This window comes from Parafilimonas sp., from assembly GCF_047606085.1.
Taxonomy (GTDB): Bacteria; Bacteroidota; Bacteroidia; order Chitinophagales; family Chitinophagaceae; genus Parafilimonas.
Genome location: NZ_JASGEX010000090.1, coordinates 1 through 11,814, shown reverse-complemented (window position 1 = coordinate 11,814; position 11,814 = coordinate 1). Strand labels below are relative to the sequence as shown.

The 11,814-nt window shown below is 39.6% G+C and carries 18 protein-coding genes and 7 tRNA genes; 8 read left to right on the top strand and 17 right to left on the bottom strand.

Annotated features, from left to right (window positions below):
• Positions 1 to 240: hypothetical protein (locus tag QM629_RS07835; RefSeq protein WP_415158896.1), on the top strand; the 240-nt coding region annotated here is incomplete at its 5' end.
• Positions 241 to 256: 16 nt separating this feature from the next.
• Here the strand turns inward: QM629_RS07835 and QM629_RS07830 are convergent.
• From QM629_RS07830 to QM629_RS07815, 4 genes are all read right to left on the bottom strand, one after another.
• Complete coding sequence (locus QM629_RS07830; protein WP_415158894.1) at positions 257 to 694, bottom strand: hypothetical protein; 438 nt, start codon at positions 692 to 694, stop codon at positions 257 to 259.
• Positions 695 to 963: 269 nt separating this feature from the next.
• Complete coding sequence (locus tag QM629_RS07825; RefSeq protein WP_415158892.1) at positions 964 to 1,242, bottom strand: DUF2442 domain-containing protein; 279 nt, start codon at positions 1,240 to 1,242, stop codon at positions 964 to 966.
• 1 nt (position 1,243) lies between these two features.
• Entirely contained in the window at positions 1,244 to 1,480 is a 237-nt protein-coding gene (locus tag QM629_RS07820; protein ID WP_415158890.1) for a DUF4160 domain-containing protein, read from the bottom strand.
• Positions 1,481 to 1,515: 35 nt separating this feature from the next.
• Positions 1,516 to 3,030 (bottom strand): NAD(P)/FAD-dependent oxidoreductase, encoded by a 1,515-nt coding sequence (locus tag QM629_RS07815; RefSeq protein WP_415158888.1) that lies wholly within the window; start codon positions 3,028 to 3,030, stop codon positions 1,516 to 1,518.
• Between the two features lie 87 nt (positions 3,031 to 3,117).
• Between QM629_RS07815 and QM629_RS07810 the strand changes: the two genes are divergently transcribed.
• Positions 3,118 to 3,264, top strand: coding sequence for a DEAD/DEAH box helicase family protein (locus tag QM629_RS07810; RefSeq protein ID WP_415158886.1), 147 nt, complete (start codon positions 3,118 to 3,120; stop codon positions 3,262 to 3,264).
• On the opposite strand, the gene QM629_RS07805 is transcribed toward QM629_RS07810, so the two are convergent.
• The 13 genes from QM629_RS07805 to QM629_RS07745 form a co-directional block, all read right to left on the bottom strand.
• Complete coding sequence (locus QM629_RS07805; protein WP_415158884.1) at positions 3,251 to 3,373, bottom strand: hypothetical protein; 123 nt, start codon at positions 3,371 to 3,373, stop codon at positions 3,251 to 3,253. The two genes, QM629_RS07810 and QM629_RS07805, sit on opposite strands and share 14 nt — an antisense overlap.
• Positions 3,374 to 3,413: 40 nt before the next feature.
• Entirely contained in the window at positions 3,414 to 4,790 is a 1,377-nt protein-coding gene (locus QM629_RS07800; RefSeq protein WP_415158882.1) for an RtcB family protein, read from the bottom strand.
• 29 nt (positions 4,791 to 4,819) lie between these two features.
• Positions 4,820 to 5,317: a ribonuclease H-like YkuK family protein gene (locus QM629_RS07795; protein WP_415158880.1), complete on the bottom strand. Its 498-nt coding sequence runs from the start codon at positions 5,315 to 5,317 to the stop codon at positions 4,820 to 4,822.
• A gap of 27 nt (positions 5,318 to 5,344) precedes the next feature.
• Positions 5,345 to 5,416, bottom strand: a tRNA-Trp gene (locus QM629_RS07790).
• 5 nt (positions 5,417 to 5,421) lie between these two features.
• A tRNA-Phe gene (locus QM629_RS07785) sits at positions 5,422 to 5,493 on the bottom strand.
• A gap of 90 nt (positions 5,494 to 5,583) precedes the next feature.
• A tRNA-Ser gene (locus QM629_RS07780) sits at positions 5,584 to 5,670 on the bottom strand.
• A gap of 179 nt (positions 5,671 to 5,849) precedes the next feature.
• Positions 5,850 to 5,921 (bottom strand) — tRNA-His (locus tag QM629_RS07775).
• 5 nt (positions 5,922 to 5,926) lie between these two features.
• Positions 5,927 to 5,999 (bottom strand) — tRNA-Gln (locus QM629_RS07770).
• Between the two features lie 5 nt (positions 6,000 to 6,004).
• Positions 6,005 to 6,076: transfer RNA gene (locus QM629_RS07765), tRNA-Gly, on the bottom strand.
• A gap of 7 nt (positions 6,077 to 6,083) precedes the next feature.
• Positions 6,084 to 6,156 (bottom strand) — tRNA-Pro (locus QM629_RS07760).
• A gap of 104 nt (positions 6,157 to 6,260) precedes the next feature.
• Positions 6,261 to 6,398, bottom strand: coding sequence for a hypothetical protein (locus QM629_RS07755; protein ID WP_415158878.1), 138 nt, complete (start codon positions 6,396 to 6,398; stop codon positions 6,261 to 6,263).
• A 542-nt stretch (positions 6,399 to 6,940) separates the two neighbouring features.
• Positions 6,941 to 7,114 (bottom strand): hypothetical protein, encoded by a 174-nt coding sequence (locus QM629_RS07750; protein ID WP_415158876.1) that lies wholly within the window; start codon positions 7,112 to 7,114, stop codon positions 6,941 to 6,943.
• Between the two features lie 148 nt (positions 7,115 to 7,262).
• Positions 7,263 to 7,547 carry a hypothetical protein gene (locus QM629_RS07745; RefSeq protein ID WP_415158874.1) on the bottom strand — a complete coding sequence of 95 codons (285 nt, stop codon included), beginning with the start codon at positions 7,545 to 7,547 and terminating at the stop codon, positions 7,263 to 7,265.
• Between the two features lie 188 nt (positions 7,548 to 7,735).
• Between QM629_RS07745 and QM629_RS07740 the strand changes: the two genes are divergently transcribed.
• The 6 genes from QM629_RS07740 to QM629_RS07715 all read left to right on the top strand — a co-directional run bounded on the left by QM629_RS07740 (position 7,736) and on the right by QM629_RS07715 (position 11,689).
• Entirely contained in the window at positions 7,736 to 8,221 is a 486-nt protein-coding gene (locus QM629_RS07740) for an RNA polymerase sigma factor (RefSeq protein WP_415158872.1), read from the top strand.
• 18 nt (positions 8,222 to 8,239) lie between these two features.
• Positions 8,240 to 9,397, top strand: a complete 1,158-nt coding sequence (locus QM629_RS07735) for an anti-sigma factor family protein (protein ID WP_415158870.1) — start codon at positions 8,240 to 8,242, stop codon at positions 9,395 to 9,397.
• Between the two features lie 25 nt (positions 9,398 to 9,422).
• Positions 9,423 to 10,289 (top strand): hypothetical protein, encoded by an 867-nt coding sequence (locus tag QM629_RS07730; RefSeq protein ID WP_415158868.1) that lies wholly within the window; start codon positions 9,423 to 9,425, stop codon positions 10,287 to 10,289.
• A gap of 467 nt (positions 10,290 to 10,756) precedes the next feature.
• Positions 10,757 to 11,044 carry a hypothetical protein gene (locus QM629_RS07725; RefSeq protein WP_415158866.1) on the top strand — a complete coding sequence of 96 codons (288 nt, stop codon included), beginning with the start codon at positions 10,757 to 10,759 and terminating at the stop codon, positions 11,042 to 11,044.
• 55 nt (positions 11,045 to 11,099) lie between these two features.
• Positions 11,100 to 11,306: a hypothetical protein gene (locus QM629_RS07720; protein WP_415158864.1), complete on the top strand. Its 207-nt coding sequence runs from the start codon at positions 11,100 to 11,102 to the stop codon at positions 11,304 to 11,306.
• A gap of 80 nt (positions 11,307 to 11,386) precedes the next feature.
• On the top strand, positions 11,387 to 11,689 hold the full coding sequence (locus QM629_RS07715) for a hypothetical protein (RefSeq protein ID WP_415158862.1): 303 nt from the start codon (positions 11,387 to 11,389) through the stop codon (positions 11,687 to 11,689).
• The last annotated feature ends 125 nt before the right edge of the window (positions 11,690 to 11,814 follow it).

Sequence of the window (11,814 nt, the reverse complement as noted above, 5' to 3'; positions counted from 1 at the left end):
TTTCTTATTTACAGCGAAGGCTGGGTGAAAGATGGTGATTTAAACACCGCTTACGGCCAGACGGTTGAGCCGCTGCCTTTTCATAACATGCCTTCTTATCCTTATACAGGAAAAGCGGCTTACCCTTCGGATGCAAGGCACAGGCAATACCAGGAAAAGTATAATACCAGGCTGATTAATACGGACAGGTTTCAGAATGCATTGAAACCCGTCCGTATTCAAAGCAGGGCCGAAAAGTAATTGCTTTGTACAGGTATTATTTTTTGGCAGGCTTATTCAGCCTCCATCCCAATCCCACACCCACAAGCCATTTCCCGTTTTTAGCGCTTGTTTTTGCCTGGTAGTACAACGGCAACTGGAATGACAGATGCTTATATGCATACGTAAAGCCAGCGCCCAAAGTAGGGGTTACAAAAGAATTTTTAGGGGTTGCCTTATCTTCTTTAAACCTGAGCGAAGGCAGCATGCTGATAATATATTTGCTGTTGCCGCTTGTAAGGCTAAGGCCCGGGCCAATAAAATTGGCGAATCCGCCTTTATCAACGTATCCTGCTATAACTATACCATCGTATGCTATAACTTTAGTTTGTTGTGCATAAATCCTGGTAATTGAAATCAGTATTATTCCCGCTAACAGCACGAAGGATTTGATTGGGAATTTGCATATCAAATCCTGTTTGTTTTTTATATTCATAAGCAATAATTAGCGCTTGTTGTTTGGCTTGGTTAATTCAATAAGCAAGTATCGTAAAAACAAACATAGCAATTCATGTTAATTTAAAAAAGTTGCAATTCAGCCACGGTGTGACGGTACATATTCCTGGAAGAAGGTTCTAATAAACCCGCTATATTATAAGGCTTTATTCTTTCTCTTCTTTCCTGTTAAGTAATGATATGTTTGAATTTAAGCGCTGGATGCTGTAAGAGATGATGTATTAAAATCCTATATTCAGGCCTCTCCCGTTATTTATTATTTAAAAGAGGTAATGCCGTTGTATTATGGGTTTCGTTATTATCTTCTGTTTCAAAAAAACCTGCTATACTTAAATCTTCTCCCAAATAAGGCCAGTAAAGCGCATATCCATCTATAATTTCAAATTTTTTTAGTTCTTCCGGTGATGCGCTAAGCAATAAAGGGAAATTTTTAACAGGTAAAGATGCCTGTCTTCCATCTTGCAATACTACATATATATCCGTATCAGTTACCCACACTTTAGATGCTTTGTAATCGAAAAAATTCATATCACAGATTTTTAAAAAATTCGTTCCAGCGATTAAGAAAAATTTGCTGATTTTCCTCAATAATTGACTCTGCAAGATAAATATCTTTATTCTTTAAGCCATAATTTTCCATACAGGCTACGGGTTGTATAGTAAATCTCGCTTCGCCATCAGTGCTTCTTACATGTACATGCGGCGGAATATGGTCATTGCTATAAAAGAAAAACCGAAGCCCAAAAATTCTCAATAGTTCAGGCATAATCCATCAATTATATTTATAAAGATAAAATCTAATTACAATTCAGCCATGGTGTGACGGTACATATTCTTAGAAGAAGGTTCTAATAAACCCGCTATATTATAAGGCTTTATTCTTTCTCTTATTGCATTGGTAAAGGCATCCATACCGGCCTGTGATATTGTTTTTGGCTGCGTTATATTGAGCAGTTCTTTATAGGTAGTGCACGCAATTTTTTGCACTTCATCATTATCCGCTTCCAGAAAATATTTTACGGGAATATTTTTCAAACGCTTCTGTTCATATATGATGGTAAAAGTGAAATACAGCATAGACCAGGCATTGAAAAGCGGGAAATACTGCATGGTTTTATAGCAGCCTGCAACCAGCAGGTCAATCAGTTTTAGTTCTTTAAAAACGACATGTTCGTATTCTTTCAGATGATCATATAACGGCTGCTGAAAGCTACGGTTTGCAGATAACATCTCCACCATTCTTTCAATGCCGGCCAGTGAATATGCAATGCCTGTGCTGAAAAGCGGGTCAACAAAACCAACGGTATGTGGCATAGCTGCCCAGCCCTCACCAAAGCATCTTTCCAGTTTTCTCTGCAACCTTCCTGAGCGAATAATGTTTCCCGGTTGTGCAGAAAGCTTTGCATCTTTCAGTATATGGTTTACATCAGGATATTTTTCCCGCATCAAATTCCATATTTCCTGCGTTTGCATTTTTTGCAATGGCGTGTTATTGCCGTTCAATGCAAATCCCCAGCTTGTGCGGTTATCATTAAAACGAAGTTGCCAAACCCATCCCTCATCCAACACATGATGCAGGGCTGAGTTGTCTGCATCGTAAGGATAATCAGTTGTTGTGATGTTTTTTTGATGCAGCAGATCCGTCCATCGCGGCAGGTTATCGAAATGAGAGAATACTGCAAATGAGTTGGTGAGAAAGCTTTCGGCTGAAGATTTTACTGAAAACAGTTTATCCGCCAATACGCCGCTGCCGGTTGCATCAATAAAAAAAGATGCATGAATAATTTTGCTTTCGTTATTAAAATGAACAGCAAAATTCCACTTGCTTTTTTTCCTTATAGCCGATGTGATTTCTGTTTCTTCTAAATAATCAATACCGGCTTCTTTCACTTTATTCACCAGAAAAGCATCGAAGTCTGCACGCAGCCAGTTGGTATCAGACATTGCATCGCTTACGCTTGCTGCCACAAGCAATTCATTGCAATGATTTGCATCCGTTGAAAATTCTTTACCAGGATAGTGCTTATAATAACTGAACCCTCTTTTAATGCCGCATACAATTTCGGCATGTGTTTTTTGCCAGCTTCCATACCTTGAAAAATCATACAGCCAGGGCAGGTTATATTTCGAAGAAAGCGAACGCAGGATCATATCAGCAATGGGCGTGGACGATTCGCCAATTGCAAAGCGCGGGTGTTTGCCTTTTTCAATCAGGCAAATATTGAAACCACATTCATTTAAACAAAGAGCAGTTAAGGCGCCGGCGAAGCCGGCGCCGGCAATTGCGATATCATAATGGCTCGATGTTTCAGGCATAATTTATTTTAAATTGCGCAAAGTACATAATACTACAACTTTAACTTAAAACAACTCAATTACCAAAAGGCCAAACAAATACTTGCAATGAGTGTAACGCTAAGGGATTATCAGGCAAATGGAATTAAAGATATAATGGCTGCATGGAACGATTGCAGAAATGTGTTGTTTCAAATGCCTACGGGAACAGGAAAAACCACAAGAGCAAAGAATCTCTGGTTTATTCTCCCATGATCTCATCTTTCTTTTTCTTCCTGAAAGGATTGGTTTCCGGACCCGCCATTTTCACAATCTTTGGTGTGAATGTTCCAATTACATCTATCAATGCTGCCTGGCTTTTCATTCGTGCAAATTTGTTTTTTCAGTTGTCTCATGGAACCTCGCTATGCACATTCCCCTGTGTGAGAAAAAATTATCATGCTCGGTTTCATTACATCATTAATGTTTTTATAGGCAAACGGCGCTTCGTCCAAACCGCCACCCAGCAACTTCACACCATGCTTTTGCAATTCTTCTTTTAAAGCATTATGGGTAATACTTGCCATAGCCGCAGTCCTGCTCATTTTCCTTCCTGCACCATGGCTCGCAGAATTAACGGAAGCAGTTTCGCCCTTGCCTCTTACAATAAAACCATTTGCCGTCATGCTGCCGGCAATAATACCCAGCACATTTTTGCCGGCAGGCGTAGCGCCTTTCCTGTGTACAATCACTTCTTGGCCTTCATGCATTTCCTTCCATGCAAAATTGTGATGGTTCTCTACCATTTTTATCGGTTGCCTTCCCAACTGCTTCGCAATTTTTGCATGGATAATATGATGGCATGCGCTTGCATAATCACCTGCCAGGTTCATAGCGAGCCAGTATTCTATCCCTTCCGCTTCATTCAGATCCAACCATGCCAGGTTTTTTGCTTCCTGTGGCAATCTTCTTTTGCTGACAGCAATTTTAGTATAATGATTGGCAATGTTTGCACCCAACGCCCTGCTGCCGGAATGTGATAACAAACCAACATATACACCAGGGTTCACATTTAATATTTTATCTTTTTCAGTAATGGTTACCTCACCAAATTCAACAAAATGATTTCCGCTCCCACTGCTGCCCAATTGTTTCCAGGCCCTGCCTTGTAAACCTTTCAATAAGGGTGTTGATTGAAATATTTCGCTATCCATCACAGCATGTTCTGCAGGCTGCTGAAACGTAGCACCGCTGCCGAATAAAGTAGCTTCATTAATTTCCCTTGCAAAAAAATTTTCCCTGTTGGTTAATTCCTTTGCATCCATATCAAAAATGCTAAGGCACATCCTGCAGCCAATATCAACGCCAACACCATAAGGAATAACGGCATTGCTGGTTGCCAGCACACCGCCGATCGGCAGTCCATAACCATGATGTGCATCCGGCATTAAAGCGCCGGCTACTGCAACAGGCAGTTTTGCGGCGCTATACATTTGATGAAACGCGCCTTGCTCAATATGTTCCGCACCAAATATGCTGAATTGAATGCCCGTATTGTTCAATGAGATTTCAGCTTCACCTTCAATACCTTTCGGTAATAATTTTTCAGCTATCATACCAAGCGCTTCGTCATTTTTATATTCCACCGGAGAAGCCAGTACGCCCTTTAAAATTTCTGTCGCTTCTTCCTTGGTGTAATGCTTAAAATTTTTTTCCATCACACTCATGGCAACAGGAATCACCGGGCTTTCAGGAAAACCGATTGCCCTTAACTCTTTTGCTGTTATTTTTAGTTTACTCATTTTGTTTTGTTGTTTTTAATTTACGATTTTTATGGGTTTACCACCTTATCTGCGCAACTGCTGCCGGCAAAAGCATGCGGCTTCGCTTTGAACACAAAGCCCCCGTCCAACCGGGCAGGCATTCCCATTATGTAGCTCATTGCATCTTTCAAAGCGCTGTTGCTTTTAAAGTTTGGATTGGTGTTAATATCTGCATGGATTTCCATGTCCACATTAAAAGCAATAAACAGTTGGCATAAACGGTAAGCCGTTTCAATGCTGCGGGAAACTTCTTCCAGCATACGTTGTTTTACGGGCATTTTGTTTTGCACGGTTTCATTGCTGATGTACATAAAGCCACCTTTGCCTTCACGCACAAAAACAATTACAGTGGCAAACTCAATACGTTTGTTTTTCACCTGGCTGTCTGTACCAATGCACACACGCATTTTGTTGCCTGCCTGTTGTTCTTTCATCAACACCTGCCTTACTTCTTCTTCAATGGATTGTTTAATTACAGTGCCATTGAACCTTCTCCATTGTTGCATAACGCATCATTTAAAACTTTTTTATTGCACGGATCATAAGGCTCGAACTTATATCTTCAGTGTTGGAGACTGATATGTTAGCCATTACACCAAACCCGTATTTGCGGACGAAGCTGGACTCGAACCAACACTATCACGGCTTCAACATGATGCTCTGCCATTGGAGCTATTCGTCCGTTATGCTTTGAGTCCTGCGAAAGATTCGAACTTCCTTCTCCCGGTTTGCAGCCGGATGCATACGCCATGTCTGCCAGCAGGACTTGCTGCGGAGAGTAAAGGAGTCGAACCTTTGTACCGGATTAACGATAGCCCAAGCTTAGCAGGCTGGCACATTACCGCTCTGTCAACTCTCCGTTTGCGTGATCGATAAGATTTGAACTTTCAACCAATGCCTTAACAGGCAACTGCTCTTACCATTGAGCTACAAGCCGGTTATCTGAACCATGATTTATACGATTTATGGATTAGCTTGATAAACTTTTATAATCCAATAATTCTTTCAATCCCACAAATCATGGTTCAGACATTATTGGGTGGCTTCGGGGATGGAACCCTGTTCTCCACATTCACAGTGTGGCGCTTTACCGCATAAGCTAAAGCCAACGTATGTTGTTGAGGTTGGACTTGAACCAATATCATCAGCTTCAAAGGCTGATATGCTAAACCATTGCACTACTCAACAATTTGTGTAGCATGAGAGGCTCAAACTCTCCCCTCCGGTTTGGAAGACCGGCACGCCTTCAGCAACGCTTATGCTACATTTTTGTATAGCAGGCAGGACTCGAACCTGCAGCCTCTCCGTTCCAGACGGAGTATCCAACCGGCTGGAATGCTGCTATATTTTTAGCAGTCCCGTAGATACGGAACCGCTTTTTCATCATGCATCAATGTGCATCATCACTACAAAAGAAAAATCATTCGCCATGTTTTAGCAAGCATGTTTTCAAACTCCTTTCAGCCTTGCTTTATACGCCTTTGCTTTTTTATTAATGCTTCGTTTGTGCATTAAGTTCAGCATCTTAATGGTGTTGGTTTCGCCAAAACATTTCACCAGTGTTCTGATTAAAAATTTGTTGTCCATTTTTTAATCCCTCCTTTTTGTTTTTTAAAAGTGCTCCCTCCGCCTGTACGGTTTATACGAACAAGACGGGCATCTCACCGGGAGCACTTGTTCCTCCTTTCTGCACATAATATTTTCAACGCTCTGTTTTTGGCCTGTAAGGTTTTAAGACCTTACAGCCCTGTTTCATAGTCTCCTTTATAGGGGTGCGCATAAAAAAACCGGTCGTTTCTGGCGACCGGTTTTTTCTTTTTACATAAGTGTTTTACTTATGTACGAATACAATCCGGCCGCTTATGTTTATCGCCAAGCTCATTGCATATCATTACAATACTGCCCTTGGGCTGCACATGCCAATAACACCTGAGCGATGGCAACATTTCGTTCAGTATTGTTTTTGTAAACTGTGTATGTCGTTTTTGTTTTAGCATTTTATTTTTTTTACCTCACCCCCACCCCTCCCGAATGGTCGGGACAAGTTCTCCAAAGGAGAGGGAGAGAAATAAAAAACCCCGCATTTTTTGCGGGGCCTTATGTATGTTTAATTCGTTGTTTATTACAAATTATTCAGCATTATACGCCCCGCAAACAGTGTAGCCCATTATCGGACTAAACTTATTTGTTAAATCAATATATAGTGATTTGCGTTGCATGATGAATGATGAATTTTCTTTTGCGGCTGCAAAGATGAAATTATTTATATCATACTTCCAAATTTTCAGAAATATTTTTTTCATGAATTTTCTTTATTGATCTCCCGGTCATTAAAAGTTTTATGATGGCAATAAAAATTAAGGGGATCAATGGTGTATGGCAGTACAATTTACCGGCAGTTTGTTTTGTATCGGCAGGTTAATAAAAACGGGAAATTCATCCCCAACCTGGCTACCCATATTGCTGAAGGTTTTCAGCGTTATTCATAAGTTCTGTATAAAGTTTCTGGCTTTCGAATGTAAGCTTGTCAAAATCTATCTGCACCTGCGAAATAATTTCTGTGAGCGTATTTATGCGGCCTTCCACATCAAGAAATTTATTCAGCACCACAATTCTTTTCTGTTCAAGCAGGCACCAGCCGCTCTGGAATGTGCCCCGCTCGTAACGAATGGTATAATTGCAGTCTGCAAGCACCTGCTGCAGTTTATCAAGATATGCCTGTGAAGGTTTCGTCATTCCACAAAATTAAAAACAACCTGCACAGGCAGTTTTGTTAATTTTCCACAGGTTGTTATTACGCCGCAGGCCTATCGTGCCCGGCAAACCAAAAAAATGCAGGCCACTGTAACATTTAGCCCATTTATGCGTACAATAATAAATTCAAATTTTCGAATATTAATTTTACAGCTTTTTAAAGAGCGTTTATGACCGAACGGGACTATAATGAGTGCGTTAACTTATATGCCGATAATGTTTTTCGCTTTATCGTGAAAAACCTGCGGCATGAGGAAGATGCAAGGGATATTGTTCAAACTGCTTTTGAAAAATTATGGCGCAATCTTGAAACGGTGAACGTGGAAAAATCAAAGGCTTTTTTGTTTACCGTGGCATACAATCAAATGATTGACCATATAAGAAAAGTAAAAAGGATAAGTTTAAAAGATACATTTAGTGCAGAAGCAAGAACATACAGCCAGCCGGTATCGAACCTGAAAAAGAATTTACAGGATGCATTGAATACGCTGAATGAAACACAAAGAAGCCTGGTATTGCTGAAAGATTATGAAGGCTACAGCTATGAGGAAATAGGGCAAATTACAGGACTGAATGAAAGCCAGGTAAAAGTCTATCTGCACCGTGCAAGGCTTAACCTGCGCAATTATCTGGTAAAACCTGAAAATGTGTTGTAAGCTTAAAACTGTTAAAAAATGCAAACGATCAACAGAAATAATTACGAAGAATTTTTCTTACTGTATATAGACGGCGAGCTTAATGCTGTGCAGCAACTTGCAGTGGAAAACTTTGTTCAGCAAAACCCTGATCTTGCTGTAGATCTGCAAATGCTGCAGAACACCAGGCTTTTTCCTGAAGATATTGTGTTCGATAACAAAGAAGGCTTACTGAGAACAGAAGGCCATACCATTAATGAAACGAATTATGAAGAATTTTTTCTTTTATATATTGATAATGAATTAAGCCCGGCCAAACGCGAAGAAGTGGAGAAATATGTATTGCAGCATCCGAAACTGCAGGAAGAGTTTATTACCCTGAAACAGGCCATGCTGGTTCCGGAAGTAATAAGCTATGGTAATAAAGAAGCACTGTATAGAACAGAAAAAAGAAAAACATTTTACCTGAAACCTTTATACTGGGCTGCGGCAGCCATCTTTACAGGCTTATGTGGCGTTGGCGTATGGATGATACAACCTGCAAACAATGTTAAGCCGCCTGTTGCTATAAATAATCCTGATCAAACAAAACAGCCAACGCAAAATGCTTTAGCTGATAAAGCTGTTACAACAGATAGTATTAAAAAAGAAGCGAAGCAGGAACCTGTTATTGCAGAAAAGACTTTGCCTGGGAAATCTAAACAGAAAACTATAGTTAAAGCAACCAGTGTAAAAAAGAAGAAAGATGATTCAGTTACGCCAAATCCAGAAGATAATATTATACAAAACAAGCAGGATAAAGTGGCTTATGAGCCGCCGGTAATCAAACGCAGCAGCAATAACAACATTACCCGGCAGTTGAAAGAACCCCCAGCTGAAAAACATGATGTGGCAGCAAGCCTGCCACAAACCATCAATCATCAGCAGGATGATGCGGCGTCATTACAAACGCCCGTAAAAGAGGATGAAAATAACGGGCTTCAAAATGGTTACCGCACTTACAATGTTGCCTATAAAGAAATCAACACAAATGATGAAGACCGCTCTTTGCGCATAGGCATGCTCGATCTTAACAAAGACAAAGTAAAAGGCTTCTTTAAAAAAGCCGGCCGCATGTTTGGCAGGCCAAATAATAATGAAAATGAAGATGGCAAGCTGCAGGTTGCCAATTTTGAAATAAACACGAAAAAACAATAATCAAACAACGCAAAAGAACAATATAATGAAACGGATGTTACTCACAGGAATAATCATGCTGTCATCGCTGGCAATCTTCGCCCAAACCGATACCACTGGAAAACCTTCCACGGAAGACACGGTTTTTGTAGGCAATTTCATCATCATAAGAAATAACAAAGACAGAAATACTTACAATGATAGTTTGCCGCCGCGCCGCGGAGACTATACAATCATCAATATACCGAAGAAAAGCGTATATGTGCATGCGCCGCGCCCAAACAGGTTTATCAGCACCAACTACCTCATCTTCGATCTTGGCTTTGCCAACTATAACGATAAAACGGTTTATGGCAGCCCGGAAGCCGCAAACTTTGCAGAAGATGGCATAGATAAACATGACCTTAAACCCATAACCGGCAAGTCATCCAATGTAAACATCTGGCTGTTCATGCAAAAGCTAAACCTAACAAAGCACGTGCTTAACCTTAAATACGGCCTTGGTTTAAGCATGTATAATTATCGCTACAGCAGCAATATCTCTTTCCAGGAGCAGGCGCCATACATTATAATGGACACGGTAGATTTTTCAAAGAACAAGCTGTATGCAGGTTATGCCACTGTGCCGTTCATGCTTAACGTAAACCCTTTTACCAGCCGCCGCCACGGGCTTAACTTCAGTGCAGGTGTAAGCGCGGGTTACCGCATATTCACCCATACAAAACAAATAAGCGATGAACGCGGCAAAGTAAAAAATCATGATGGCTTCGATCTTAACGACTGGATGTTTGCTTATGTTGCCGAAATTGGCCTTGGCCCGGTGCGTGTGTATGGCAGTTACAGCATCAACACTTTGTTTGAAGATGCAAAACATTATCCTTATACAATTGGGCTGAGGTTTAGCAACTGGTAAAATTTTTTCGCACAAAGAAAGCGGAGCCAACGGAGATGTACTCTGCTTACTCCTTTGCTTTGTGCGAAACTTTGAAAAGCTGCGTAGTATGCACTACGCGGCTTTTTATTTTATCATTCTTGTCCAACCAAAATATTTTCTCTTGGGCTAAAGCCCTTTATGGGCCTGCTTTTACTAACCCCAAACTTAAGTCTGGGGTTAGTAATCTGAAACCTCTCACAATGGGCTTTAGCCCAAGTTATTTATGTTTCCGGCAGGCAAACAGATGGCATCACGGTTGTGTCACTCCCCTGTGCTGTATATTTTCATAGCAGCATAATTCAACGTCATTGGCAGAATTGAAGCCTTTTAATACTAAAGCCATTCGTTGGTGGAAAATACCAATTTTGATAAAAATTCTTGAAAATCATTAACCGAACCAGGGCTACTATTTAGCTTTATTCTGAAGAGAAATAAAAACTTTTGAAATGTGGCTTCAAGAATATTTTATAACAGAAGGACTCTTACCCTTATTAGAAACTTTAAATAAATATGGAAGTTTTAAAAAATATTATGATAGCGAGAGCGCTCAAGCCAATATTCAAAAACTGAAAGAAGAAATTAAAAAATTTGAACTGGAAGAAAAGACATTAAAAGAAAAAAGTATTGAACTTAACTCTCAACTTCAAGCTATAGAAAACAAATCATCTGAAGTCAAACTTCAGATAAAGGAAATTAAAAAGAAAATTCAGGAATTAGAATTGCAATTAAAGTAAGAATTTCAAAGTAGTGAACTTTTTGAGAAGCAATCTGTATCTATAAAAACTAAAAATGGCTAATAAAATTTATAAAGTGTTATTTGAAAATGGAACACATTCAAAAACAGAATTACTGACTTCCGTAGAACCAACTGATGTATACTTTACGGGACCTGTATTTGTTTCACATGATTCTATTGCTAATATTTATTTTTTTGTTGAAGCTACAGATGAAGACGACGCTAAAATTAAAGCTACTAAAAAGTTGGATGGATTATAAAAATTCTGTTACAACAGTGTCTTCATTTCACAACCCTAATTGAAAAGTTGCTTTATTTATAATAAGCACTAAAAATATTTATGATGAGAATAAATGCATCAATAGTTGAAGAAGATATTAATAAATATAAGCTGCACATATATTCCCAGGAGGAAAACATTTCTTTAAAATATATTTTGATTTTTCAGGACGATTGGTTAGATGAAAATGGAACGACGCAAGTATATGAAAGGGATAACATATTTGAGCTTCCATCAGATATATGTAAAATACTTGCTGATTTTGATCAAAATATTTTAACTGAAAAGACTATTAGTGAAATTATATCTAAAGAATGCCGCTACTTTATGACAATAGAATATTTTTATCCTGTTAATCATTAATTGGTAGTGTTTATTTCTTTGTGTAAATAGCTTATTAGTAGCTGTATAGAGAGTTAACCCGCGGGCAGGTGAAGTGAAGTGAGGCGTAGCGGAGCCGAACGAAGCGAACCTGCCCGGTTTGCGGC